Here is a 25,515-nt window from a genome sequence, read left to right as displayed (position 1 = left end):
GAGTGCGCTCCTTGTAATGTGCGATGGGTAGCCGCGCGGGGCGGCTGCAATCGAGGCAAAAACGCCGCGAGCGGCAAGGCCGGTCGCGGCGTGGGATGAGGTCAGTGCGGCGTTAGCCGACTTGCCCGTGACAATGCTTGTACTTCTTGCCGGAACCGCACGGGCAGAGCTCGTTGCGACCAATCTTCGGCTCGACGCGCACCGGTGTGGTGACAACGGCGACGTCGCCCTCTTCGGCCATGGCTTCCGGCTGATCCAGCGCGGAGACTTCGGCGTGCTGGAACTGCATGCGCTGAGCCATCTGCTCGGCTTCGCGACGCAGACGGGCTTCCTCTTCGATCGGGTCCTCGCGGCGCACCTGCACGTGCGACAGCACACGGATGGTGTCGCGCTTGATCGAATCGAGCAGCTCCTGGAACAGATTGAAGGACTCGCGCTTGTACTCCTGCTTGGGGTTCTTCTGCGCATAGCCGCGCAGGTGAATGCCGTGACGCAGGTGATCCATGGTCGACAGGTGGTCTTTCCACAGATCATCGAGCACACGCAGGAGAATCTGCTTCTCAAAGGTGCGCAGCGCGTCGGCGCTGGCCATGTCTTCCTTCTCGTTGTAGGCCGCCAACAATGCTTCGAGGATGCGCTCGCGCAACGGCTCCTCGTACAGATGGTCGTCTTCGTCGAGCCACTGCTGAATCGGCAGCTTGATGGAGAAATCGCTGTTCAGCGCGGCCTCCAGGCCGGCCACGTCCCACTGCTCAGGCAGCGATTGCGGAGGAATGTGCTGATGGAAAGTGGCGTTGAGCACGTCCTGACGGAACTCGGCGATAGTCTCGCCAATTTCGGCAGACGCCAGCAAGGTGTTGCGCATGTGATAAATCACTTTGCGCTGCTCGTTGTTCACATCGTCGAACTCGAGGAGCTGCTTACGAATATCGAAGTTGCGGCCTTCGACTTTGCGCTGCGCCTTCTCGATGGCATTGCTGACCATGCGATGCTCGATCGCTTCGCCTTGCTGCATGCCCAAAGCCTTCATGAAGTTCTTCACCCGGTCGGAGGCGAAGATACGCATCAGGTTGTCTTCCAGCGATAGGTAGAAACGGCTTGAGCCCGGGTCACCCTGACGGCCGGAACGGCCACGCAGCTGGTTGTCGATACGCCGCGATTCATGGCGCTCGCTGGCGATTACATGCAAACCACCGGCTTCGATGACTTGCTGGTGACGCTTCTGCCAGTCGGCTTTGATCTGCGCGACCTGCTCTTCGCTATGGTTTTCCAGAGCGGCCACTTCGGCCTCCCAGTTACCACCCAGCAGGATGTCGGTACCGCGACCCGCCATGTTGGTGGCGATGGTTACCGCACCCGGACGGCCGGCTTGGGCAATGATTTCCGCTTCTTTTTCGTGGTACTTGGCGTTCAGTACCTTGTGCTCGATGCCTGCCTTGATCAGCAGCTGATCGACATATTCGGAGCTTTCGATCGAGGCGGTACCGACCAGCACCGGGCGACCGCTGGCCTGGCATTCCTTGATGTCGGCGATGATCGCTTCGTACTTCTCGGCCTGGGTCAGATACACCAGATCGTTGAAGTCCTTACGGGCCACGGCACGGTGGGTGGGAATGACCTTCACGTCCAGACCATAGATCTGGCGGAATTCGAATGCCTCGGTGTCGGCGGTACCGGTCATGCCGGAGAGCTTGTCGTACAGACGGAAATAGTTCTGGAAGGTGGTCGACGCCAGGGTCTGGCTCTCGGCCTGAATCGGCAGGTTTTCCTTGGCCTCGATCGCTTGATGCAGGCCCTCGGAGAGCCGGCGACCTGGCATGGTCCGGCCGGTGTGCTCATCGATCAGCAGCACCTGATCGTTCTGCACGATGTACTCGACATTGCGATGGAACAGCGCGTGAGCGCGCAGCGCAGCGTACACATGGGTCAGTAGGCCGAGGTTGTGCGCCGAATACAGGCTTTCCCCTTCGCCGAGCAGTCCGGCCTGGGACAGCATGTCCTCGATGAACTGATGGCCTTGCTCGTTCAGCTCGACCTGGCGGGTCTTCTCGTCAACCGAGTAGTGACCTTCCTGAGTCACCTGTCCTTCGACTTCCTCGATGTGCTGAGTCAGCTTCGGGATCAGCTGATTAATCTGGATATACAGCTTGGAGCTGTCTTCGGCCTGACCGGAAATGATCAGCGGCGTACGCGCTTCGTCGATGAGAATCGAGTCGACTTCGTCGATCACGGCAAAATGCAGCTCGCGCTGGAATTTCTCTTCCAGGCTGAAGGCCATGTTGTCGCGCAGGTAATCGAAACCGAATTCGTTGTTGGTGCCGTAGGTGATATCGGCCGCGTAGGCCTCACGCTTCTCTTCCGGCGGCATGAACGGGGTAACCACGCCAACCGACATACCGAGGAACTCATACAGCGGACGCATCCAGTTGGCGTCGCGGCGGGCCAGGTAATCGTTCACCGTGATCACATGCACGCCCTTGCCGGTCAGCGCATTGAGGTACACCGCGAGGGTTGCCACCAGGGTCTTGCCTTCGCCGGTACGCATCTCGGCGATGGTGCCTTCATGCAGCGTCATGCCACCGATCAGCTGCACATCAAAATGGCGCATGCCCATGATGCGCTTACCGGCCTCACGGGCTACCGCGAACGCTTCGGGCAACAACTGGTCGAGGGTTTCGCCCTGCTTCAGCCGCGCTTTGAATTCCTCTGTTTTGGCCCGTAATTGTTCATCGGACAGAGCCAGCATCTGCTCTTCAAAAGAGTTAGCGGTTTGCACCGTCTTGAGCATGCGTTTGACTTCACGCTCGTTCCTGCTTCCAAAGAGTTTCTTCAACAAAGGCGCAAACATATCGACAGGATCTTCCACACTATGGATGGAGGGCGGCCCCGTGAGTCGCCCGCGCAGCCTCATGGCTGCATGCGAAGCCGGCATTCTACCCGGAAACGTTGGCGAGGAAAGTAGCCTTATTCCGCGCATCACTACTGTAGCGGCAGCCTTGCCGAAACAACGTTGCGCTCCCTTCACCAGCTCACCGGCAACACAGAGGCCGTGGCGTTACCCACCCGCAGCGGCTAGCCGGGTAGTTTCTGATAACATCTGGACTCCGCCACTCCCAGGCACATTGCCATGACCTTCCGTCCGCTGTCCGCTCGGCCTCCTGCGACGCTGCTGCGCGAGACCAAGCCGCTGAAGGCATTGGTCGACCAGGCCGAACGCCTGACCCGCCTGCAGCACCTGCTCGATGAGCAATTGCAGCCGGCTGCCCGGGAACATTGTCGTGTCGCCTCATGGCGCGAAGGCTGCCTACTGCTGATTGTCGATGATGGACACTGGGCTACTCGCCTGCGTTATCAGCAACGACGCTTGCAGCGTCAACTACAGGCGCTCGACGAATTCGCCAATCTTTCCCGGATTCTCATCAAAGTCCAACCACCCGCAGGCAATTCACGCGGTCCGGCACGCACCGTAAATCTTTCAGCTCAGGCTGCAGAAAGCATCCAAGAAACCGCAGACGGCATCAGCGACCCCAAGTTACGTGCTGCTCTTGAGCGACTGGCCAGTCGTGGCAAAACTGGCGACTAAATAACGGCAAAACCAGCCCCATAAAAAAGGCCACCCGAAGGTGGCCTTAAAAAACTACGACAAGAGAGAGTCTTGCTTAACCTGCTGCGACTGGACGCATGTAGGAAATGGGCGCGCTCTTGATATCGTCAAAAGTCACCACTTCCCACGCATCGGTCTGAGCGATCAGTGTGCGCAGCAAACGGTTGTTTAACGCGTGACCGGACTTGAAGCCGCGGAATTCGCCGATCAGGCTGTTGCCGAGCAAATAGAGATCGCCAATGGCATCGAGAATTTTGTGCTTAACGAATTCGTCCTCGTAACGCAGGCCGTCTTCATTGAGTACGCGGTTCTCATCGACCACGATGGCGTTCTCCACACTGCCACCGAGCGCCAGATTCTGCGAACGCAACAGTTCGATATCACTCATGAACCCGAAGGTACGGGCGCGACTGACTTCCTTCACAAAAGACGTGCTGGAGAAGTCGACCGAAGCCTGCTGAGTGCGATTGCGGAAAACTGGGTGATCGAAGTCGATCTCGAAGCTCACCTTAAAACCATCGAAGGGCACGAAAGTGGCGCGCTTATCGCCCTCTTCCACGCTCACTTCGCGGGTGATGCGGATGAACTGCTTGGCCGCTTCCTGCTCTTGCAAACCAGCGGATTGAATCAGGAATACAAAGGGCCCAGCACTGCCATCCATGATCGGCACTTCGGACGCGGAGAGTTCGACGTAGGCGTTATCGATGCCCAGGCCTGCCATGGCCGAAAGCAGGTGCTCCACGGTGTCCACCTTGACATCACCATTGACCAACGTGGTCGACATGGTGGTTTCCCCGACGTTTTCAGCCCGTGCGCGAATTTCTACGACAGGATCCAAGTCGGTACGACGGAACACGATTCCGGTATCTACAGGTGCCGGCTTCAGGGTCAGGTAAACCTTTTCCCCGGAATGCAGGCCGACGCCCGTAGCACGGATAATGTTCTTCAGGGTGCGTTGTCTGATCATGGCTTTGGCCGCTATAGCACTAGTTGCGAATTGTTTTCAACAATGGCCGGCGATGATAGCAGAACCGGCCTTTGGTGAACACTAATCACCCCAATACTCCTGATACATTTCATTAATCGGCCTGGCGACGCAGGAAGGCTGGAATATCCAGATAATCCAGATCGTCATGAGCATTCAGCTTGGCCGCAGTCGCGGCACCCGCGTGGCTCTGGCGCTGCACGGTAGGACGTTCGTAATCCTTGTAATTGACCGAGGGCTGTTCCGGACGAGTAGCGGCCGGCGCAGCAATGGCGGCGGTTTGCACGGTATTGTCGACAACTTTGACCGGCTTCTCGATTTTCGCGCCCAGACCGGTGGCCACTACAGTGACATGCAACTCATCGCGCATGTCCGGGTCGATCACGGTGCCGACCTTGACGGTGGCGTGCTCGGACGCGAATTGCTCAATGATGTTGCCGACGTCGGAGTACTCGCCGAGGGACAAATCCGGACCGGCGGTGATGTTGACCAGAATACCGCGCGCACCTTGCAGGTTGACGTCTTCCAGCAACGGGTTGCGAATCGCCGCTTCGGTCGCTTCACGGGCGCGGTTCGGACCGCTGGCGCAGCCAGTGCCCATCATCGCCATGCCCATCTCGCTCATCACGGTTTTCACGTCGGCGAAGTCGACGTTGATCATGCCCGGACGTTTGATGATGTCGGAGATACCGCGAACAGCACCGGCCAGCACATCGTCAGCCTTGGCAAAAGCGGCCAACAGGCTGGCATCTTTACCGAGGATGGTTAGCAGCTTCTCGTTGGGGATAGTGATCAACGAGTCGACGCTGGCGGACAGCGAGCGAATACCTTCTTCGGCGATCAGCATGCGCTTGCGACCTTCGAACGGGAACGGACGGGTCACCACTGCCACGGTGAGAATGCCCATTTCCTTGGCCACTTCGGCAATGATCGGCGCCGCACCGGTACCGGTACCGCCACCCATGCCAGTGGTGATGAAGACCATGTCGGTGCCTTGCAGCACTTCGGCGATGCGCTCGCGGTCTTCCATTGCAGCCTGACGGCCGACTTCCGGGTTGGCGCCAGCGCCCAGGCCCTTGGTGACACCGGTGCCCAGTTGCAGCACGGTACGCGCACCGACATTTTTCAATGCCTGCGCATCGGTGTTGGCGCAGATGAACTCGACGCCTTCAATGTTGCTTTGGGTCATGTGGTTAACGGCATTACCGCCGCCGCCGCCCACGCCGATTACCTTGATGACTGCACTCTGCGGGATGTTGTCTACGAGCTCGAACATTTTCCCCTCTCCTTTGCTTTTCTTAGTTGTAACGCCTACTGCGGTGGAACATCAAAAATTGCCCTGAACCCAGCGTTTCAGCCGTTCCAGTACAGGTGTCTTTGGTTCGTCGTTGAAACTGCCGAAACCGGACATGGCGATGCCGTCGGACTGCTTTTGCAGCCCGTAGAGCAACAGGCCAACGCCCGTGGAATAGATGGGATTGCGTACCACGTCAGCCAGTCCTTTGACTCCGTGCGGTACACCCAGGCGTACCGGCATATGAAAGATTTCCTCGGCCAGCTCGACAGCGCCTTCCATCTTGGCGGTGCCACCGGTGAGCACGATCCCGGCGGGGATCAGGTCTTCGTAGCCGCTGCGGCGCAGTTCAGCCTGAATCAGGGTGAACAGCTCGTCATAGCGCGGCTCGACGACTTCGGCCAAGGCTTGGCGCGACAGTTCGCGCGGCGGTCGATCGCCAACACTGGGAACCTTGATGGTCTCCCCGGCGCCGGCCAGTTTGGCCAGGGCGCAAGCATAACGAATCTTGATTTCTTCGGCATACTGGGTTGGCGTGCGCAACGCCATGGCGATGTCATTGGTGACCTGATCGCCGGCGATTGGAATCACCGCGGTGTGGCGAATCGCGCCTTCGGTGAAGATCGCCATATCGGTGGTCCCACCGCCGATATCGACCAGGCACACGCCCAGTTCCTTCTCGTCGTCGGTGAGTACCGAATAGGCCGAGGCCAGTTGTTCGAGAATGATGTCGTCGACTTCCAGACCACAGCGACGCACGCATTTCTCGATGTTCTGCGCCGCATTCACCGCACAGGTGACGACATGCACTTTGGCTTCCAGGCGCACACCGGACATGCCCAGCGGCTCACGCACGCCTTCCTGGTTATCGATCACGTAATCCTGCGGCAGGGTGTGCAGCACCCGCTGATCCGCCGGAATGGCCACGGCCTGAGCGGCATCAAGCACTCGCTCGAGGTCCGCCGGGCTCACTTCACGGTCGCGGATGGCGACGATGCCATGGGAGTTCAGGCTGCGAATGTGATTGCCGGCGACGCCGACGAACGCCGAGTGAATCCGGCAGCCGGCCATCATCTGTGCTTCTTCCACCGCGCGCTGGATCGACTGCACGGTCGACTCGATGTTGACCACCACGCCTTTCTTCAAGCCCCGCGAAGGGTGCGTGCCAATGCCGACGACTTCCAACTGACCGTCAGCCGCTACCTCGCCTACCAGCGCCACCACTTTGGAGGTGCCAATATCGAGGCCGACGATCATTTTGCCGCTCTGCACGTTTGCCATGTTGTCGCTTCTCCTAATTCACTTCACTGCGACGGTTTTGTCCGCCGCAGTCACGCTCGGTTCACGCCACGTCACGGCTAGGCCGTTGGAGTAGCGCAGATCGATGCGCGCAATATTCGTAATCTGTTCTTTCAGGGTGCTGCCGTAGATGCTGATGAATCGACGCATCTTTTCCACCAGATGGTCGCGGCCCAGCAACAGCTCGAAGCTTTGATCGGCACCATTGATATTGGCGGTCAAAAACCAGCTACCGCGATCGCGCAATTCCAGACGGACGATCGAGAAACCCAACGGCCGAAGCATCTGACTGAGTACCTGGTACTGCTGCATGACCTGCTCTTGGGCGCGTTGCGGCCCAACCAACTGCGGCAGGTTTTCGTAGTGACTCAGCTCACGCGGGGTGAAGGCCTGGCCTTGGTTGTTGAGCAAGGCTTCATCGCCCCAGCGCGCCACCGGCAGCTGCTCCTCGAGACGAATCGACACCTGATCCGGCCATACCCGACGCACTTCGGCATGGGCAATCCACGGCATGCGTTCGAGTTCGGCGCGCATGCCGGCCAGATCGACGCTGAAGAAGCTCGCCGCAATGAACGGCGCGAGACGCTCCTGCACCGACTGTTGGTTGAGGTAGCTGAGCTCACCCTTGACGCTGATTTTGCTGATCGGCCGATCGGCGTACGGCAGCAGGCGCTGCCCCAGCTCGTACGTGCCGAAGGCCAACGCCAGCAGCACGAGCGGCCAGAACAACCGTTTGATCAGCGACACATTGGGTCTTGGCAGGCGCGCGGCCAGCGACTCCTTGGCCACCATCCGGCTGGCACCCCGCTGCCCCGACTTGGCCGCAGGCGCGCGGCCGGGGATCGGTTGCTGATAGCGGAGAGTAGCGGCGCCGTGCATAGCCTTAGCTCCTGCTGGTGACGCTGTCGGCAAGAATCGCCAACACCAGTTGCTGGAAATCCAGGCCGGCGGCGCGAGCGGCCATCGGCACCAGGCTGTGATCGGTCATGCCGGGCACGGTATTCACTTCGAGCAGCCAGAAACGCCCAGCCGCATCCTGCATGACATCGGCGCGGGCCCAACCCTGGATACCGACCGCTTCGCAGGCGCGACGGGTCAGTTCCTTGAGTTCTTCTTCCTTGGCGCTGTCGAGGCCGCACGGAATCTGATACTGGGTATCATCGGCCAGGTACTTGGCGTCGTAGTCATAGAATGTGTGCGGGGTACCCAAACGGATCGGCGGCAGCACTTCGCCACGCAATACCGCGATGGTGAATTCCGGACCATGGATCCATTGCTCGACCAGAACCTGCGCGTCGTAACGGCTGGCGGTCTGCCAGGCAGTAATCAATTCGGCGACGTCGTGCACTTTGGCCATGCCAATACTGGAACCTTCATGGGCCGGTTTGACGATCAGCGGGAAGCCCAGTTCCGCAGCAGCGGCATGGCAGTCGTCGGCATTGGCCAAGACCGCATGACGCGGCGTCGACAACCCAAGGCTCTGCCACACCTGCTTAGTGCGCAGCTTGTCCATGGCCAGTGCCGAGGCCAGCACACCGCTGCCGGTGTAAGGGATTTCCAGGCATTCGAGCAGACCCTGCATGCTGCCGTCTTCACCGCCGCGACCGTGCAGCACGATGAACGCGCGATCGATTTTTTTCGCCGCCAGACGCTGCAGGAAGTCGCCGCCGACATCGATCCCGAAAGCATCCACGCCGGCGCTTTGCAGCGCCTCCAGCACGGCCTGCCCGGATTTCAGCGATACCTCACGCTCGGCGCTCTTGCCGCCGAACAGCACGGCGACACGACCGAACGCCCGGGGTTCGAGGGTGGATTTCAAGCTGGCACTCATTTCGACTTCCTCACGGCAGCCGCTGGTTGGGCGCCGGCAAACAACGGACTTTGCAACAGTTGCGGGGCTACCCCGCCGATATCGCCGGCACCCTGGCAGAGCAGGATGTCGCCAGCGCGCAGCAGCGGTTTGATCAGTGGCGCCATCTCGGTGCCACGTTCGACGTAGATCGGATCGAGTTGGCCGCGCTGGCGAATGCTGTGGCACAGCTGGCGGCTATCGGCGCCGGGAATCGGCTCTTCGCCGGCCGGATAGACCTCCAGCAACAGCAGCACATTGGCGTCGGTCAGCACCTGCACGAAGTCGTCGTACAGGTCACGGGTACGGCTGTAGCGGTGCGGCTGGTAGACCATCACCAGGCGACGCTCCGGCCAACCACCGCGCACGGCCTTGATCACGGCTGCCACTTCGCGCGGATGGTGACCGTAGTCGTCGACCAGCATTACGCTGCCGCCGTCGACGGGCAGCTCGCCATATACCTGGAAGCGCCGACCGACACCCTGGAACCCGGACAGGCCCTGGAAGATCGCGGCATCATCGATGCCTTCGTCGGTGGCGATGGCGATAGTCGCCAAAGCGTTCAATACGTTGTGGTTGCCAGGCATGTTCACCGACACATCAAGCGGCTCGCGACCGGCGCGCAGTACGGTGAAATAGGTCAGCATGCCGTCTTGGCGAATATTGATGGCGCGCACATCGGCGCCTTCGCTGATGCCGTAGGTCATGGTCGGACGGGCGATCTGCGGGAGGATTTCACGCACTACCGGATCATCGATGCAGACCACCGCCAGACCGTAGAACGGCAGGTTATGGAGGAATTCAACGAAGGTCTTCTTCAGTTTGTTGAAGTCGCCCTCGTAGGTGCTCATGTGGTCCATGTCGATATTGGTGACCACCGCGACCATCGGCTGCAGATGCAGGAAGCTCGCGTCGCTCTCATCGGCTTCAGCTACCAGATAGCGGCTGGTGCCGAGCTGGGCGTTGGTGCCCGCCGCGTTCAAGCGGCCGCCGATGACGAAAGTCGGGTCCAGGCCGCCCGCGGCGAATACCGAGGCGATCAGGCTGGTGGTGGTGGTCTTACCGTGCGTGCCGGCGACGGCGATGCCATGCCGATAGCGCATCAACTCGGCGAGCATTTCCGCGCGCGGCACCACCGGAATACGCCGTTCCAGCGCGGTGGCGACTTCCGGGTTGGCGGTATTGATGGCGCTGGACACCACCAGCACGTCGGCGCTGGCGGCGTTTTCCGCGCGGTGGCCGATGAAAATCTGCGCACCGAAGTTTTCCAGGCGCTCGGTAACTGGCGAGGCCTTGAGGTCGGAACCCGACACTTCATAACCGAGGTTCAGCAGCACTTCGGCGATACCGCACATACCGGCACCACCGATGCCGACAAAGTGAATACGGCGGATGCGGCGCATCTCCGGATGCGGCGCGGCTTTCTTACTCTCAACCACGGGCCACCTCCAGACAGATATCGACCACCGCATTGGTGGCATCGGGCTTGGACAGGCGCCGCGCAGTGCGGCCCATGCTGTTAAGTCGTTCGGGTTGCATCAGAACCTCAGTCAGGTACGCGGCCAGATCTTCGGCATCGGTGGTCGCTTGTGGCAGGAGGACGGCTGCGCCCTCCTCGGCCAGGTATTTGGCATTGCGGGTTTGGTGATCGTCGATCGCGTGCGGCAGCGGCACCAGGAACGACGGCAGGCCAGCGGCGGCCAGTTCGCTAACCGTCAGCGCACCGGCGCGGCAGACCACCAGGTCGGCCCAGGCATACGCGCCGGCCATGTCCTGAATGAACGGCACCACGTGCGCCTTGACGCCAACATCGTCGTAACGCTCGGCGGTAAAGGCGTCGTGCTGCTTGCCGGCTTGGTGGACAACTTCCGGGCGCAACCCTGGTTCGATCTGCGCCAGCGCGGCTGGCAACAGCTTGTTCAGCGGCTCGGCACCGAGGCTACCGCCGAGGATCAGCAGGCGCGGACGGCGACCATTCAGGGTGTCGCGCGGCGTTTCGAGGAACAGTTCCTCACGCACCGGATTGCCCGTGGTGCGGCGCTTGTCCGAACGTTTGAAAGTATCCGGGAAGGCCTCGCAGATCCGCTTGGCGAACAGCGCCAGGCTGCGGTTGGCGGTGCCGGCCACGGCATTCTGCTCGTGAATGACCAGCGGCACGCCGGCCAGTTTGGCCGCCAGACCACCCGGCCCGGTGACGTAGCCGCCCATACCGAGAACACAGACCGGCTGCAGACTTTTGACGATCCGCCGTGCCTGCAACAGCGCGCCGAGCAGTTGGAAAGGTGCCTTGAGCAGCGCCAGCGGGCCCTTGCCGCGCAGGCCGCTGACGTTGATCAGATGCAGCGGCAGACCCGCCTGCGGGACCAGTTCATTTTCGATGCCGCGCGGCGTGCCCAGCCAATGCACGGTATAGCCGCGCGCCTGGAATTCACGGGCACACGCCAGCGCCGGAAAGACATGCCCGCCAGTACCGCCAGCCATGATCAGGACGTTGCTGCTCATCGACGCACCTCCCGCAATGGCAGGTGGTCTTCGGCGAAATCGTCTTCGGCGAACTCGACGTCTTCATTACCTAGCACGGTGCGACGCTCCCATTCGATGCGCAGAAGCAGTCCCAGGCACACGCTGCAGATCACCAGCGAGCTGCCGCCGTAACTCAGAAATGGCAGGGTCAGGCCCTTGGTCGGCAGCAAGCCGACATTCACGCCGATATTGATCAGGAACTGACCAATCCACAGGAATGCCAGGCCGTAGGCGACGTACGCCGAGAACAGTTGCTTGGCCTTTTCAGCCCACAAGCCGATGTACAAGGCGCGCACGGTGACGAACACGAAGAGCCCGACGGTGACCAGCGAACCGACCAGCCCGAGTTCCTCGGCAAGTACCGAGAAGACGAAGTCGGTGTGTGCTTCCGGCAGGTAAAACTGTTTCTGGACGCTGTTGCCCAGACCGACGCCGAGCCATTCGCCGCGGCCAAAGGCAATCAGTGCCTGGGTTAGCTGATAACCCGAGCCGAACTGGTCGGCCCACGGATCGGTGAAGGTGGTCAGGCGCGCCATCCGATACGGCTGCGCCTGAACCAGCGCGAATACTGCACCGGCCGCCAGCGCGACCATCAGGCCAAAGCGGAACAGGCCGACCCCGCCGAGAAACAGCATGGCCGCCGCCGCGCCCATCATCACCACCGTGGCGCCGAAGTCCGGCTCCATCAGCAGCAGACCGGCCATCGGCAACAGCACCATGAACGGCTTGAAGAAACCCATCCAGCTCTCCCGCACTTCTTCCTGGCGGCGCACCAGATAACCGGCGAGAAACACCACCACGAACATCTTGGCTAGCTCGGAAGGCTGCACGTTGAACACGCCGAAGCCGATCCAGCGCATCGAACCGTTGACCTCCCGGCCAATCCCCGGCACCAGCACCAGCACCAGCAACGCAAAGGCACCGAGTAGCAGCTTGCCGCCCATTTGCTGCCAAGTGGCCATGGGAATCATCAGGGTCAGACCGCAGGCGGCCAGGCCGATCACCACATAAATCAGGTGGCGGATCATGTGATAGAGCGGATTGCCGGACTGCACCGCCGCGACTTCCGACGACGCCGAAGTGATCATTACCAGGCCGAGGCCGAGCAGAGCCAGGCAACCGGCGAGCAGCGGAAAGTCCATGTCCATGCCGCGCCGACTGAAGAGTGGCGACGGATACGGACGCAGGAAGCTGAGCAGCGACAGATTCATCGACTGAGCGCCTCCACTGCCTGGGCGAACAAGCGTCCGCGCTCCTCGAAATTCTTGAACATGTCGAGGCTGGCACAGGCGGGCGACAGCAATACTGCGTCGCCCGGCTGCGCCAACTCGGCGGCGCGCTGCACGGCGGCCTCCAGCGAGGCGACGCGCAGCAGCGGTACGGCGTCGCCCAGCGCCGATGCCAGCAGTTCGGCATCGCGACCGAGCAGCACCACAGCACGGCAGAAACGCTCGACCGGGGCACGCAGCGCGGTGAAATCGGCCCCCTTGCCATCGCCACCGGCGACCAGCACCAGCTTGCCGGCGATATCGCTGCCCAGGCCTTCGATGGCGGCCAGCGCGGCGCCGACGTTGGTGGCCTTGGAGTCGTCGTAGTAATTCACGCCGTCGCGTTCGCGCAGCCATTGGCAGCGATGCGCCAGACCAGTGAAGCTCTTCAGCGCCTGCAGCATCGGCGCGAACGGCAGGCCGACGGCATGCCCGAGCGCCAACGCCGCCAGGGCGTTGGACTGATTGTGCGCACCGCGAATCTTCAACTCGCTGACCGGCAGCAGTTTGTCGAACTGGAAAGCCAGGTGCTTCACGCCGTCCTCTTCCAACAGACCGAAGCGTTTGAAGTCCGGTTTGCCGAGGCCGAAAGTCCAGCACGGCAGACCTTCACCGATCAGCGGCCGCGACAGTGCGTCATCACGGTTCACTACCACCTGACGCGCGCCGCGGAAAATCCGATGCTTGGCCAGGTGATAGGCCGGCAGACCGCTGTAGCGGTCCATGTGGTCCTCGCTGACATTCAGGCAGGTCGCCACTTCGGCATTCAGTTGATCGGTGGTTTCCAGTTGAAAACTGGACAATTCGATGACGTACAACTCCACGTCGTCGGCCAGCAGATCGAGCGCCGGCGTGCCGAGATTGCCACCCACCGCGACGCGCTTGCCGGCGGCCGTGGCCATCTCGCCGACCAGGCTGGTCACCGTACTTTTCGCGTTGGATCCGGTAATCGCCACGATTGGCGCCTTAGCGTGGCGGGCGAACAGGTCGATATCGCCGGACAGCTTGACGCCACGCTTGGCGGCTTCTTGCAACGCCGGGGTAGCGATGGCCAGGCCGGGGCTGACGTACAGCTCGCTGGCACGACTGAGGAATTCGGCATCCAGCTCGCCGCAGCGCACTTCGACCTGCGGATAGTCGCGTTGCAGGGTGGCCAGCTCCGGCGGATTCACGCGGCTATCGGCCACGGCAAAGCGCACGCCCTGACGCGCCAGGAAGCGCACCAGGGACATGCCGCTCTTGCCGAGGCCGACAACGATGCGGAATTGGTCGGAAGCGATCAACGACACTGCTTATTACCTCAGTTTCAGGGTGGCAAGACCGATCAGCACCAGAATCACGGTGATGATCCAGAAGCGGACGATCACGCGCGGCTCAGGCCAGCCTTTCAGTTCGAAGTGGTGATGGATCGGCGCCATGCGGAACACGCGTTTGCCGGTCAACTTGAAGGAGGCGACCTGGATCACCACCGACAGGGTTTCCATGACGAACACGCCGCCCATGATGAACAGCACGATTTCCTGCCGGACGATCACCGCGATGGTGCCTAGCGCAGCGCCCAGCGCCAGCGCACCGACATCACCCATGAACACTTGTGCCGGGTAGGTGTTGAACCACAGGAAGCCAAGTCCGGCCCCGACCAGCGCGGCGCAGAACACGATCAACTCGCCGGCGCCCGGCACATAGGGAATGAACAGGTACTCGGCGAATTTGATGTTGCCCGACAGGTAGCAGAAGATCCCCAGCGCGCCGCCAACCATCACCGTGGGCATGATCGCCAGACCGTCGAGGCCATCGGTCAGGTTCACCGCGTTGCTGGTGCCGACGATGACGAAATAGGTCAGGACGATGAAACCGATGCCCAGCGGGATACTCACGTCTTTGAGCATCGGCACGATCAGGGTGGTTTCCACCGGGGTCTGTGCGCTCATATAGAGGAAAATCGCCGCGCCCAGGCCGAACACCGACTGCCAGAAATACTTCCAGCGGCTCGGCAGCCCGCGGGAGTTCTTCTCGATGACCTTGCGGTAGTCGTCGACCCAGCCGATGCCACCGAACAGCAGGGTCACCAGCAGCACGACCCACACGTAGCGGTTGGACAGATCGGCCCAGAGCAGAGTGCTGATGCCGATCGCCGAGAGAATCAGCGCGCCACCCATGGTCGGCGTGCCGGATTTGGACAGATGCGATTGCGGGCCGTCGTTGCGCACCGCCTGACCGATCTGGCGGATTTGCAGGGTGCGAATCATCCACGGGCCCAGCCACAGCGACAGCGCCAGAGCGGTAAGCACGCCAAGGATGCCGCGCAGGGTCAGGTACTGAAAGACCGCGAAGCCCTTGTGGAACTGTTGCAGATACTCGGCCAACAGCAGCAGCATTTAGTGACTCTCCTCGCTGGTTGCACACAGCGCGGCGACGACTTTATCCATCGCCGCGCTGCGCGAACCTTTAATCAAAATGGTGGTATCGCCTTGTTCGGCGCGAAGCGCCTCGATCAGGCTGGCTTGATCGGGAAAATGGCGGCCATTGGCGCCAAAAACCTTGACTGCATGAGCCGTCAGCGGACCCACGGCATATAAAGCGGAAACTTTGTTGGCGGCATACGCGCCGACTTCTTGGTGGCCCTGCTCGGCCCACTCGCCCAGCTCACCGATGTCGCCGAGCACCAGCACGGTGCGCCCGGAAAACCCGGCGAGTATATCAATGGCCGCACACACGGAAGTCGGGTTGGCGTTGTAGCTGTCGTCGATGACGCGCACGCCATTCGTCGCCAGCTGCGCTACCGCGCGGCCTTTGACCGGCGTTACGCTTTGCAGCCCGGCGACGATGCCGACCAGTGGCACGTTCAGCACATAGGCAGCCGCAGCAGCAGCCAAGGCGTTGGCGACGTTGTGACTACCGAGCAGATTGAGCTGAATACGCGCCTCGCCAGCCGGGCTGTGCAGCGTGAACGCCGGGCAGCCACGGGCATCGCGGGCCAGATCGCTGGCATGAAAGTCGGCGCAGCTATCGTTTAGCGCAAAGCTCAGCACGCGACGACCGGCGGCGCGTTGTTGCCAAATAGCGAAGGCTTTGTCGTCGAGGTTCAGCACCGCGACACCGTCAGCGGGAAGCCCATCGAGGATTTCGCCCTTGGCTTCGACGATCTTCTCCGGCCCGCCGAATTCGCCGACATGCGCAGTGCCGGCATTATTGATGATCGCCACTTGCGGCTGCGTCAGGCCGACCGTGTAAGCAATCTCGCCGACGTGGTTGGCGCCCAGTTCGATCACCGCGCCGACATGTTCCGGCGCCAGCTCGAGCAGGGTCAGCGGCACGCCAAGATCGTTGTTCAGATTGCCACGAGTGGCCAACACCGGCCCGGCGAAACCGGCCTTGAGGACGCCGGCCAGCAATTCCTTGACCGTGGTCTTGCCGCTCGAACCGGTGACAGCCGCCAGCGGACCGACATAAGCCTGGCGGTTGAGCGCACCAAGCTGACCGAGGGCTTCACGGGTATCGCGCACTACCAGTTGCGGCAGGGCGACATCCACCACCGGGCGCTCGACCAAGGCGGCAACGGCGCCCTTATCGGCGACAGCCTGCAGATAGGCGTGGCCATCGAAACGCGGGCCGCTCAGGGCGATAAACAACTGACCCGGCTGGATCGTTCGGCTGTCGGTGCTTACCGCGGAAAATTCGACGTCGGCGCCATACAGGGTCGCATTCAGCGGCGCGGCGACTTCACTCAACAACAGTGGCTTAAACATGCGCCACCTCCCACGCGGCCAATGCCTTGGTAGCCTCTTCCAGATCGGAGAAGGCATGGCGCTGGCCATTGATTTCTTGGTAGTCCTCGTGACCCTTGCCGGCCAGCACTACGACATCTGCGGCTTGCGCCGAAGCGATCAAATGCGCAATGGCTTGACCGCGGCCGGCGACGAACTCGATGTGCTCGGCGGCGCGGAAGCCGCCACGGATATCGGCAAAGATCTGCTGCGGATCTTCGCTGCGCGGATTGTCGTCGGTTACCAGCACTCCATCGGCCAGGCGCTCGACCACTTCGGCCATCAGCGGACGCTTGCCGCGATCACGGTCACCGCCGCAACCGAACAGACACAGCAACCGGCCCTGCGCATGCGGACGCATGGCGGTCAGCACTTTTTCCAGCGCATCCGGAGTGTGGGCATAGTCGACCACCACCAACGGCTGCTTCCCACCACCCAGACGCTGCATGCGCCCGGCCGGACCTTGCAGGGTTGGCAGCGCGCGGAGAATTTCGTCCAGCGGGCAATCCAGGCCAAGCAACGCGCCGACTACCGCGAGCAGATTGCTCAGGTTGAAACGGCCAAGCAGCGGGCTGCGCAGACTGCCTTCGCCACGCGGGGTGATCAATGTGGCGCGTACGCCATGGTCGTCGAACTGCACATCCCGGCAATACAGGTAGGCACTGGCGTCTTCCAGGCTGTAGCTGATCAGTCGCGAGCTCTGGTGGTCGGCGGCCAGTTGGCGACCGAAGGCATCGTCGAGGTTGATCACCCGGCAGCGCAGGCTCGGCCAGGCGAAGAGGCGGGCCTTGGCGGCCGCGTAGGCCTCCATCGAACCGTGGTAATCGAGATGGTCGCGGGACAAATTGGTCAACACCGCGATATCGAAATCCAACGCGGCGACGCGGCCCTGATCCAGGCCGTGGGAAGACACTTCCATAGCCACCGCACGCGCGCCGGCTTGTTTGAGATTGGCCAGCATGGCCTGCACGCCGATCGGATCAGGCGTGGTATGACGGCCCTGCGCCAGCGCATCGTGAAAGCCGCTGCCGAGCGTGCCGATGATGCCGCAGCGCTCGCCAAAGCTATCCAGCGCCTGGGCGATCAGCTGGCTGACGCTGGTTTTGCCGTTGGTCCCGGTGACGCCAACCAACTGCATGGCACGGCTCGGCTCACCGTAAAAACGTCCGGCGATGGCCGACAACTGTCCGGCCAGACCTTTCATTGGCACCAGGGCTGCGCCCTTGGCTTCGACCGCCGGCGCACCGGCGATTTCGTATGCCACAGCCGCAGCGCCGCGGGCGATGGCGTCGGCGATATGCGCGCGACCGTCCTGCTGGCCGCCCGGTACGGCGAGGAACAGATCACCGGGACGTACGGTACGACTGTCCAGGCTCAGCTCGCGGATCAATACGGCGCTTTCCGCTTGCGGCAGGAGTTGATTAAGAGGCATTGGCATCAGAGGCGCCCTCCGTTGCCAGGGCTTTGCGCGACGACCTGCGCGGGCGGCACGCTGGGTAGATTGTCCGGCTGGATATTCATCAGGCGCAGCGTGCCGGACATTACTTTGCTGAACACCGGTGCCGAGACCAGACCACCGAAGTAACCCGCCTTGCTCGGCTCGTCGATCACTACGACGACGGCGAAACGCGGATTGCTCATTGGGCCGAAGCCGGCGAACAGCGAGCGATAGGCGTTCGCCGTATAGCCCTTGGCGCCGACGGTCGCCTTGCGTGCGGTACCGCTCTTGCCGGCCACGTGGTAGCCCGGCACCAGCGCCCGGTGCGCACCGCGCGGCGCCTCGACCACTTGCTGCAGCATGCCTTGCATGGTCTTGGCGACCGCCTCGGGCACCACTTGGGCAGCCACCGGAGGCTGATCGACGCGGACCAGGCTCAACGGTACCAGACGGCCATTATTGGCCAGCGCCGCATAGGCGTGAACCAGCTGAATGGCAGTTACCGACAGACCGTAGCCATAGGACAACGTGGCGGTCTCCGCCTTACGCCATTCGCGGTGGTTGGGCAGATTGCCGACCCGCTCGCCAGGGAAACTGAGGCCGGTATCCTGACCCAGTCCGACTTGCTGCATCAGGTTGTAGATGGACTCACCACCGATATCGAAGGCGACCTTGCTCATGCCGACGTTGCTGGAGTTGATCAGGATGCCGGTCAGGTCGAGCACCGGCCCGCCCCCGGTGGACACGTCCTTGATGGTGTAGCGACCGATCTTCAGGCGGCCCGGATAGACCTCGACCACGTCGCTGGGTTTCCAGCGCCCGCTCTGCAGGGCGGCGACCATGGACAGCGGCTTCACGGTGGAGCCCGGCTCGAACACGTCGATCATGGCGCGGTTGCGCATCATCGCCGGCTGCATGTTGCGGCGGTTATTCGGGTTGTAGCTGGGCTGGTTGACCATGGCGAGGATCTCACCGGTCTTCACATCCATGATTACCAGGCTGCCAGCCTTGGCGCCGTTCTCCACCAAAGCATTGCGCAATTCGCGGTTGGCCAGGTACTGCAGGCGCAGGTCGATGGAGAGTGCCAATGCCTTACCCGGCTTGGCGTTTTCAACGACTTGAACATCCTTGATCAGGCGACCGCGGCGGTCCTTGAGCACCTGGCGCTTACCTGCCACGCCGGCTAGCCAGCTATCGAAGGACAGTTCGACACCTTCGCGGCCACGGTCATCGACATCGGTGAAGCCGACTATATGGGCAGCGACTTCGCCAGCTGGGTAGAAGCGCCGAAACTCCTCACTGCCATAAACGCCCGGGATTTTCAGATCCAGGATTGCCTGGCCGCGCTCCGGCGTCAGGCCGCGCACCAGATACATGAACTCGCGCCCAGCACTCTGCTCCAGGCGCGCGGAAAACGCCTTGGGCTCTTGCCCGAGCGCCATGGCCAGCTCCGCCCAACGCTCGCGCCCGGCCTGCAATTCTTTGCCATTGGCCCACAGCGTGGTGACCGGCGTGCTGACGGCCAGCGGCTCGCCGTTACGATCGGTGATAAGGCCACGGTGCGCAGGAATCGGCACATGCCGCATGCTGCGCGCATCGCCTTGACCCTTAAGGAAGGCGCGATCGATCACCTGCAAATCGAGAATGCGCCAGCCGATCGCGCCGACCATGGCCGCGAGCAATGCCAGCACCAGGCGGAAGCGCCACGGATAGAGTGCGCCTTCGAGGCCGATCATGGCGCCACCATGCGGATATCACCGGGCTCAGGGACGCGCATTTTCAGCTGCTCGGCCGCCAGGTTTTCGATGCGACTGTGGGCAGTCCAGGTGCTCTGCTCGAGAACCAACCGCCCCCACTCCGCTTGCGCCTTATCGCGAACACTCAGCTCGGAATACAGCGCGTTGAGCAGTTGACGATTCCAGTGCGCGGTATAGGAAACGGCGATGGCGGAGATCAGCACGGCGATAAACAACAACAGCAACATCAGGCTGCCGGATGGCATCGACTTGATCAGCGAGCGGCTCAACGCAGCTTCTCCGCCACACGCATGACCGCGCTGCGCGACCGGGGGTTGGCCTTGATCTCCACATCCGAGGCGTACTGCGGCTTGCCGAGCACCTGCAAACGCGGCTCGAAGGTCTGCGCCCGCACGGGCAGGTTGCGCGGCAGATTGTCGGCCTCACCCTTGGCGTGCTTGCGCATGAACAGTTTGACGATGCGATCTTCCAGCGAATGGAAACTGATCACCACCAGTCGCCCGCCGACATCCAGAGCCTCGAGCGCCGCATCCAGACCGTTTTCCAGGTCGCCGAGTTCGTTGTTGATGTAGATGCGCAAACCTTGGAAGGCCCGAGTGGCCGGGTGCTTATTCTTTTCCCAGGCCGGATTGGCTTCCTTGAGGACTTCAGCCAGATCGGTGGTGCGCTCAAACGGCTGTTCCACTCGGCGCTGAACTACTGCGCGCGCCATGCGCTTGGCAAAGCGCTCTTCACCGTAGGTTTTGAATACCCGGGCGATTTCATCTTCAGCGGCGCTAGCCAACCACTCAGCTGCACTGACGCCGCAGCTAGGGTCCATACGCATATCCAGCGGACCATCATTGAGAAAGCTGAATCCGCGCGCCGCGTCGTCCAACTGGGGAGAGGAAACCCCCAAGTCCAACAGGACGCCAGCCACCTTCCCGGCCAGACCGCGGACAGCGGCTTCGGCGCCAAGTTCCGCAAAACTGCGCTGCACAACGACAAAGCGGCCGTCTTCGGCCGCCAATTGCTGTCCTGACACGATGGCCAGGGGATCCTTGTCGAACCCCAGCAAACGTCCATCAGGACCGAGCTTCTCGAGAATCAAGCGGCTATGCCCGCCGCGCCCGAACGTACCATCCAGATAGCAGCCATCCGGGCGCACGGCGAGAGCCTCGACGGCTTCGTCCAGCAGCACAGTGATATGGCGAAAGCTATTGGTCATAGGATCAAGTCACGCAGTTCGTCCGGCAGGCCGCCGGGTTGTTTGATGGCTGCCAGGTCTGCATCAGCAAGTGCATTCCAAGCATCCTCATCCCACAACTGAAATTTGTTCAACTGGCCGACCAGCATCGCGCGCTTATCCAACTTGGCGTACTCACGCAGACGCGGCGGAACGAGAAAACGGCCACTGCCGTCCAATTCGAGGTCAACGGCATTGCCGATTAACAGACGCTGCAGGCGACGGGTTTCTTCACGCAGAGAGGGCAACTCGCGAAGCTTGGCCTCAATCAGCTCCCACTCAGGCAAGGGGTAAACGCACAGGCATGGGTCAACAGCATCGATTGTCACGATGAGCTGGCCGCTCGAACGCGAGACGAGCTCATCTCGATACCGACTTGGCATCGCGAGCCGCCCTTTGGCGTCGAGTGATATGGCGTTAGCTCCGCGAAACAAGGTTGTGCCTCCCCACTTTGACTAGCTTTCCACGCCCAAAACACCCACTTCATGCCACTTCCTACCACTTGTGCACACTATAGGAATGCGTACACCCCAGCGTCAAGGCGCTCCGGACGGGAAAAATCCTTATAGGACGGAGATTTAGCGAGGTTTTTGGGGGAATCAGGCGCTCTAAAAGCGGCTTTTTTAAGGCAAAAATAAGCGCTTTCAGTGAGCTGAATTTCAAACTTAAAGTGATTTGTTAAGAGTAAGAATTTTTCGGTATTAAATACGCGAGGAGGTGAAGCAGAAAATCTAGAAGAAAGAAGAGGAGAGTCGATCTGTAAGCCGGGTTCTGTCGAGGACAGTCATTCCTCTACGACGGCCATCACTGGACGCCTCTAGCAACCTACCCGGTTCCAGCGTGGGCCACGCCAATGGAACCCTATTTGGTCTTGCTCCGAGTGGGGTTTACCTAGCCACGGACTGTTGCCAGCCGTGCGGTGCGCTCTTACCGCACCTTTTCACCCTTACCGGCACCGAAATGCTTAGGCGGTTATTTTCTGTGGCACTTTCCGTAGGCTCGCGCCTCCCAGGGGTTACCTGGCACTCCGCCCTATGGAGCCCGGACTTTCCTCCCTTCCATTACGCAAGCGCAATGAAACAGCGACTGTCCGATCGACTCTCCGCCGCCAAGGGTAGCGGCAGGCCAGCACAAGAACAAGGCTTAGTCTGCCTTTTGCCGCTCAAGAGCAGCCTGGTAGAGCAAATTCTTGCGCACCCCGGTGATCTCTGCCGCCAGCGCCGCAGCACGTTTCAACGGGAGCTCCTTGAGCAACAAGTCGAGTACGCGTAGCGCTTCAACACTCACAGCCGCATCACTGTCCGGCGCCTGCCAACCCGCCACCAGCACCACGCACTCGCCACGCTGCTGGTTGCTATCGGCTGCCACCCAGGCGCGCAACTCACCTAATGGCAGGCCCTTCAGCGTTTCAAAGGTTTTCGTCAGCTCTCGCGCCAGAACCGCTTGGCGCTCGCCGCCGAAGACCGACTCAAGGTCTTCCAAGCATTCCAATATACGGTGTGGTGCCTCGTAGAAAATGAGCGTGCGCGGCTCTTCCTTGACCTTCTCGAGGCGAGCGCAACGTGCCGCCTGCTTGGCCGGTAGAAAGCCCTCAAAGATGAAGCGATCGGACGGTAAACCGGCGGCGGATAACGCGGCGATCACCGCACAAGGGCCAGGCACCGGGACGACAGTCACACCAGCGGCACGCGCCTGACGCACCAAGTGGTAACCGGGATCGGAAATTAACGGCGTGCCCGCATCCGAAATCAGCGCAACACTCTCTCCCGCTTGCAGGCGGGAGAGAAAGCGCCCGCCCTCATCCCGCTCGTTGTGCTCATGACAGGCCGCCAGGGGCGTGGAAATGCCAAAATGCTGCAACAGGCGCATAGAGTGCCGAGTGTCTTCCGCGGCAATTAACGCCACTTCCTTGAGCACCTTGAGCGCCCGAGCACTCATGTCGTCAAGATTGCCGATTGGGGTTGCGACTACATAAAGAGTGCCGAACGCGGAATTCAACGCAACAGGAGCGGTCACAACCCACCTCGATTTACCAAAACGCGCATTGTAGCGCCTTAGCTAGCCCCGGGCATTCAGCGCACAAACGCTAGGCCTTCACATCTCTACGCGACTGAGACGAGCATCGAGATCGCGCCTGGGGCGGGCCTTGGGTACAATTCGCACTCATTTGATCAAGTACCAGGAACGATTACATGATCGCCTGTTTGCGCCAGCTTTCTCTCGTCTGCCTTGCCGCTCTTCTGGCAGCCTGCAGCAGTTCCCCGTCATCCACCCTCGGCGAACTCCCCCGCACGCCACAGGCCAGCATCGAACAATTGCTGCAGCAGGCAGATTCCAGCGAGCCAGCAGAGGCCGCCGCACTGCGTTTGTCCGCCGCCGACCTGGCACTGGGACAACATGACCTTGGCCGAGCTACGCGCATTCTCGAACAAGTTCCGCTGGCCAATCTCAAGCCCGCACAGCAGATCTTTGCCAGCACCCTGGCGGCAGAGCTGGCGTTAGCGCGCAACAAACCCAAGGCCGCCATCCAAGCCCTTAGCCACCCCAGCCTTGAGCGCCTGGCCGAACTGCCGGTCGAACAGCAGATCCGCACCCAACTGGTTCGCGCTCAAGCTCTGCAAGCTGACGGACAAGCTCTGGCCGCCGCACAAGAACGGGTTTTCATCGCCCCCCTGCTTAGCGGTGAAGCCGCCGCGGCCAACCATGAAGCTATCTGGACGCTGCTTGCGAGCTTGCCCACCGAAAAGCTGCAAGGGGCTGGTGGCAGCGACCTGGACGGCTGGCTGGCCCTCGCTCGCGCGGTCAAAAATGCCGGCACCGTACAACAGCAGCAGGCCGCCATCGAAACCTGGCGCCAGCAATACCCTCAGCACCCCGCCGCTCAGCAGCTACCCCAGGCGTTGCGCAAAGTGCAGGAGTTGAGCAGCCAACCGCTGAGCAAAATCGCCCTCCTGCTTCCCGAAGAAGGCCAGCTCGCCTCGGTTGCCCGGGCCCTGCGCGACGGTTTTCTCGCCGCTCACTATCAAGCGCAACAAGCCGGCCAGAACCCACCCAACATTGAACTGTATGACAGTTCACGCCTGACCTCGCTGGATGAGTTTTATCGCCAGGCACAAGCGGCCGGGGTCCAATTGGTAGTCGGCCCCTTGGAAAAACCGCTGGTCAAACAGCTCAGCGATCGCGAGCAGTTGCCGCTGACGACACTTGCCCTCAACTATGGGGATGCCAGTCGCGAAGGCCCGCCGCAACTGTTCCAGTTCGGCCTGGCCGCAGAAGACGAAGCGCGCGAGGTAGCGCGCCGCGCTTGGGCCGACGGCATGCGCCGTGCTGTGGCACTGGTACCGCGCGGCGAATGGGGTGATCGTGTACTCACGGCCTTCAGTCAGTCCTGGCAAGCGGCCGGCGGCACACTTATCGCTTCCGAGCACGTTGACCAGCCCGTCGAACTCGCCCAACAGATCGCCGATCTGTTCCAATTGCGCCAGAGCGAAGGACGCGCCAAGCGCCTGCAAAACACGCTCGGCACCCAGGTCGCAGCGCAACCTGCGCGACGTCAAGACATCGACTTCATTTTCCTCGCTGCCACTCCGCAGCAGGCTCAGCAAATCAAGCCAACCCTGGCCTTCCAGTACGCCGGCGACGTACCGGTTTATGCCACTTCACATCTCTACAGCGGCTCCAGCAATCAGGCGCAAAATCTTGACCTGGAAGGTATTCGCTTCTGCGAAACACCGTGGCTACTTGATTCCAGCGATCCACTGCGTCAACAGATCAGCAGTCAATGGCCGCAAGCCGCGACCAGCCTCGGTCGCCTGTATGCAATGGGCGTCGACGCTTATCGCCTTGCCCCACGCCTCACCCAGCTCAAAGCGCTTCCAGATAGCGAAGTCGAGGGGCTGACCGGCAGCTTGAGACTGAACCCAAATCAACGCGTCGAACGCCAACTGCCGTGGGCTGAGTTCCGCGACGGCCAAGTCCAACGGCTACCAGACATCAGCCATTGACCAGCGAGAGCACCCAGAGTCGCGGCCGCGCGGCAGAACAATCCGCCCGCCAGCACCTCGAGCGCCAGGGTATGCGGCTCTTGGCGCAGAACTGGCTATGCCGGCGCGGCGAGCTCGATCTGGTCATGCTCGACGGCGATACAGTAGTATTCGTCGAAGTACGTTACCGTCGATACGCCGCCTGGGGCGGCGCATTGGAGAGTGTTGACGGTCGCAAACAGGAAAAGATCGCCCGCGCTGCCGAGCATTTTTTGCAACAGGAATCGCGCTGGAGCAAACACCCCTGCCGCTTTGATGTCATAGCCATCGATGCCGGCGATCAGTCGCTGGCGCGGATGAACTGGGTCAAGAATGCATTCGACACCTAAGCGCAACCCCATGTCGCCAGGCGCCATGAAAAACCACAATCCTGCTCAAGCCGGACGCTCGGCTAACATTCAGACCGAGCTCATTACCAATGCAACGTTGGCGATGCATGCAGTCAGCCTGCTCTCGACCAACC

Annotated in this window: 21 protein-coding genes and 1 other RNA gene; 3 read left to right on the top strand and 19 right to left on the bottom strand. The window is 61.4% G+C overall.

The window, feature by feature from the left end:
* Window positions 1-112: 112 nt before the first annotated feature.
* Window positions 113-2,848 (bottom strand): preprotein translocase subunit SecA, encoded by a 2,736-nt coding sequence (gene secA / locus NVV93_RS04250; protein WP_258253206.1) that lies wholly within the window; start codon window positions 2,846-2,848, stop codon window positions 113-115.
* A gap of 279 nt (window positions 2,849-3,127) precedes the next feature.
* Between secA and NVV93_RS04245 the strand changes: the two genes are divergently transcribed.
* Window positions 3,128-3,583, top strand: a complete 456-nt coding sequence (locus NVV93_RS04245) for a DUF721 domain-containing protein (protein ID WP_258253205.1) — start codon at window positions 3,128-3,130, stop codon at window positions 3,581-3,583.
* 76 nt (window positions 3,584-3,659) lie between these two features.
* Here NVV93_RS04245 and lpxC read toward each other — a convergent pair whose 3' ends face one another.
* From lpxC to rsmI, 18 genes are all read right to left on the bottom strand, one after another.
* Window positions 3,660-4,571, bottom strand: coding sequence for a UDP-3-O-acyl-N-acetylglucosamine deacetylase (gene lpxC, locus NVV93_RS04240; RefSeq protein ID WP_258253204.1), 912 nt, complete (start codon window positions 4,569-4,571; stop codon window positions 3,660-3,662).
* A gap of 112 nt (window positions 4,572-4,683) precedes the next feature.
* Window positions 4,684-5,865, bottom strand: coding sequence for a cell division protein FtsZ (ftsZ, locus tag NVV93_RS04235; protein WP_258253203.1), 1,182 nt, complete (start codon window positions 5,863-5,865; stop codon window positions 4,684-4,686).
* 51 nt (window positions 5,866-5,916) lie between these two features.
* The gene (gene ftsA, locus NVV93_RS04230; RefSeq protein WP_258253202.1) at window positions 5,917-7,164 is read right to left on the bottom strand and encodes a cell division protein FtsA; all 1,248 of its coding nucleotides are present in this window, start codon (window positions 7,162-7,164) and stop codon (window positions 5,917-5,919) included.
* Between the two features lie 18 nt (window positions 7,165-7,182).
* Window positions 7,183-8,061 carry a cell division protein FtsQ/DivIB gene (locus tag NVV93_RS04225; RefSeq protein WP_258253201.1) on the bottom strand — a complete coding sequence of 293 codons (879 nt, stop codon included), beginning with the start codon at window positions 8,059-8,061 and terminating at the stop codon, window positions 7,183-7,185.
* A gap of 4 nt (window positions 8,062-8,065) precedes the next feature.
* Complete coding sequence (locus NVV93_RS04220) at window positions 8,066-9,013, bottom strand: D-alanine--D-alanine ligase (protein ID WP_258253200.1); 948 nt, start codon at window positions 9,011-9,013, stop codon at window positions 8,066-8,068.
* Window positions 9,010-10,434 carry a UDP-N-acetylmuramate--L-alanine ligase gene (gene murC, locus NVV93_RS04215; RefSeq protein WP_258254286.1) on the bottom strand — a complete coding sequence of 475 codons (1,425 nt, stop codon included), beginning with the start codon at window positions 10,432-10,434 and terminating at the stop codon, window positions 9,010-9,012. The genes NVV93_RS04220 and murC overlap by 4 nt, the downstream gene beginning before the upstream one ends.
* A 28-nt stretch (window positions 10,435-10,462) precedes the next feature.
* Window positions 10,463-11,533 carry an undecaprenyldiphospho-muramoylpentapeptide beta-N-acetylglucosaminyltransferase gene (gene murG / locus NVV93_RS04210; protein WP_258253199.1) on the bottom strand — a complete coding sequence of 357 codons (1,071 nt, stop codon included), beginning with the start codon at window positions 11,531-11,533 and terminating at the stop codon, window positions 10,463-10,465.
* On the bottom strand, window positions 11,530-12,753 hold the full coding sequence (ftsW, locus tag NVV93_RS04205) for a putative lipid II flippase FtsW (RefSeq protein WP_258254285.1): 1,224 nt from the start codon (window positions 12,751-12,753) through the stop codon (window positions 11,530-11,532). Before ftsW ends, murG begins: the two co-directional genes overlap by 4 nt.
* Before the next feature lie 8 nt (window positions 12,754-12,761).
* Complete coding sequence (murD, locus tag NVV93_RS04200) at window positions 12,762-14,111, bottom strand: UDP-N-acetylmuramoyl-L-alanine--D-glutamate ligase (RefSeq protein WP_258253198.1); 1,350 nt, start codon at window positions 14,109-14,111, stop codon at window positions 12,762-12,764.
* Window positions 14,112-14,117: 6 nt separating this feature from the next.
* A complete protein-coding gene (gene mraY, locus NVV93_RS04195; protein ID WP_258253197.1) occupies window positions 14,118-15,200 on the bottom strand; it encodes a phospho-N-acetylmuramoyl-pentapeptide-transferase in 1,083 nt (360 codons plus the stop codon).
* Entirely contained in the window at window positions 15,201-16,571 is a 1,371-nt protein-coding gene (gene murF, locus NVV93_RS04190; protein ID WP_258253196.1) for a UDP-N-acetylmuramoyl-tripeptide--D-alanyl-D-alanine ligase, read from the bottom strand. It abuts the gene before it with no gap.
* A complete protein-coding gene (locus NVV93_RS04185; RefSeq protein ID WP_258253195.1) occupies window positions 16,564-18,027 on the bottom strand; it encodes a UDP-N-acetylmuramoyl-L-alanyl-D-glutamate--2,6-diaminopimelate ligase in 1,464 nt (487 codons plus the stop codon). The genes murF and NVV93_RS04185 overlap by 8 nt, the downstream gene beginning before the upstream one ends.
* Entirely contained in the window at window positions 18,027-19,763 is a 1,737-nt protein-coding gene (locus NVV93_RS04180) for a penicillin-binding protein 2 (RefSeq protein WP_258253194.1), read from the bottom strand. Before NVV93_RS04180 ends, NVV93_RS04185 begins: the two co-directional genes overlap by 1 nt.
* A complete protein-coding gene (gene ftsL / locus NVV93_RS04175; RefSeq protein WP_258253193.1) occupies window positions 19,760-20,053 on the bottom strand; it encodes a cell division protein FtsL in 294 nt (97 codons plus the stop codon). The genes NVV93_RS04180 and ftsL overlap by 4 nt, the downstream gene beginning before the upstream one ends.
* Entirely contained in the window at window positions 20,050-20,991 is a 942-nt protein-coding gene (rsmH, locus tag NVV93_RS04170) for a 16S rRNA (cytosine(1402)-N(4))-methyltransferase RsmH (RefSeq protein WP_258253192.1), read from the bottom strand. The genes ftsL and rsmH overlap by 4 nt, the downstream gene beginning before the upstream one ends.
* Entirely contained in the window at window positions 20,988-21,443 is a 456-nt protein-coding gene (mraZ, locus tag NVV93_RS04165) for a division/cell wall cluster transcriptional repressor MraZ (RefSeq protein ID WP_258253191.1), read from the bottom strand. Before mraZ ends, rsmH begins: the two co-directional genes overlap by 4 nt.
* A 310-nt stretch (window positions 21,444-21,753) precedes the next feature.
* Window positions 21,754-22,111, bottom strand: an RNA gene (gene rnpB / locus NVV93_RS04160) — RNase P RNA component class A.
* A 41-nt stretch (window positions 22,112-22,152) separates the two neighbouring features.
* Complete coding sequence (rsmI, locus tag NVV93_RS04155) at window positions 22,153-23,007, bottom strand: 16S rRNA (cytidine(1402)-2'-O)-methyltransferase (protein WP_258254284.1); 855 nt, start codon at window positions 23,005-23,007, stop codon at window positions 22,153-22,155.
* Between the two features lie 194 nt (window positions 23,008-23,201).
* Here rsmI and NVV93_RS04150 point away from each other — a divergent pair, with 194 nt between their 5' ends.
* Together NVV93_RS04150 and NVV93_RS04145 are read left to right on the top strand one after the other, a co-directional pair.
* Window positions 23,202-25,013: a penicillin-binding protein activator gene (locus tag NVV93_RS04150; RefSeq protein ID WP_258253190.1), complete on the top strand. Its 1,812-nt coding sequence runs from the start codon at window positions 23,202-23,204 to the stop codon at window positions 25,011-25,013.
* Window positions 25,010-25,381 carry a YraN family protein gene (locus NVV93_RS04145; RefSeq protein WP_258253189.1) on the top strand — a complete coding sequence of 124 codons (372 nt, stop codon included), beginning with the start codon at window positions 25,010-25,012 and terminating at the stop codon, window positions 25,379-25,381. The genes NVV93_RS04150 and NVV93_RS04145 overlap by 4 nt, the downstream gene beginning before the upstream one ends.
* The last annotated feature ends 134 nt before the right edge of the window (window positions 25,382-25,515 follow it).

Origin of the sequence: Pseudomonas sp. LS44 (genome assembly GCF_024730785.1) — a bacterium.
In the GTDB taxonomy this organism is placed as follows: Bacteria; Pseudomonadota; Gammaproteobacteria; order Pseudomonadales; family Pseudomonadaceae; genus Aquipseudomonas.
Note: the sequence above shows the minus strand (reverse complement) of the source record. Positions and strands in the feature narration are given on the sequence as shown.

Bases quoted from the DNA above. Each gene is read 5' to 3' on its own strand.
- secA (WP_258253206.1), bottom strand. From the start codon at position 2,848: ATGTTTGCGCCTTTGTTGAAGAAACTCTTTGGAAGCAGGAACGAGCGT.
- NVV93_RS04245 (WP_258253205.1), top strand. From the start codon at position 3,128: ATGACCTTCCGTCCGCTGTCCGCTCGGCCTCCTGCGACGCTGCTGCGC.
- lpxC (WP_258253204.1), bottom strand. From the start codon at position 4,571: ATGATCAGACAACGCACCCTGAAGAACATTATCCGTGCTACGGGCGTC.
- ftsZ (WP_258253203.1), bottom strand. From the start codon at position 5,865: ATGTTCGAGCTCGTAGACAACATCCCGCAGAGTGCAGTCATCAAGGTA.
- ftsA (WP_258253202.1), bottom strand. From the start codon at position 7,164: ATGGCAAACGTGCAGAGCGGCAAAATGATCGTCGGCCTCGATATTGGC.
- NVV93_RS04225 (WP_258253201.1), bottom strand. From the start codon at position 8,061: ATGCACGGCGCCGCTACTCTCCGCTATCAGCAACCGATCCCCGGCCGC.
- NVV93_RS04220 (WP_258253200.1), bottom strand. From the start codon at position 9,013: ATGAGTGCCAGCTTGAAATCCACCCTCGAACCCCGGGCGTTCGGTCGT.
- murC (WP_258254286.1), bottom strand. From the start codon at position 10,434: ATGCGCCGCATCCGCCGTATTCACTTTGTCGGCATCGGTGGTGCCGGT.
- murG (WP_258253199.1), bottom strand. From the start codon at position 11,533: ATGAGCAGCAACGTCCTGATCATGGCTGGCGGTACTGGCGGGCATGTC.
- mraY (WP_258253197.1), bottom strand. From the start codon at position 15,200: ATGCTGCTGCTGTTGGCCGAGTATCTGCAACAGTTCCACAAGGGCTTC.
- murF (WP_258253196.1), bottom strand. From the start codon at position 16,571: ATGTTTAAGCCACTGTTGTTGAGTGAAGTCGCCGCGCCGCTGAATGCG.
- NVV93_RS04185 (WP_258253195.1), bottom strand. From the start codon at position 18,027: ATGCCAATGCCTCTTAATCAACTCCTGCCGCAAGCGGAAAGCGCCGTA.
- NVV93_RS04180 (WP_258253194.1), bottom strand. From the start codon at position 19,763: ATGATCGGCCTCGAAGGCGCACTCTATCCGTGGCGCTTCCGCCTGGTG.
- rsmH (WP_258253192.1), bottom strand. From the start codon at position 20,991: ATGACCAATAGCTTTCGCCATATCACTGTGCTGCTGGACGAAGCCGTC.
- NVV93_RS04150 (WP_258253190.1), top strand. From the start codon at position 23,202: ATGATCGCCTGTTTGCGCCAGCTTTCTCTCGTCTGCCTTGCCGCTCTT.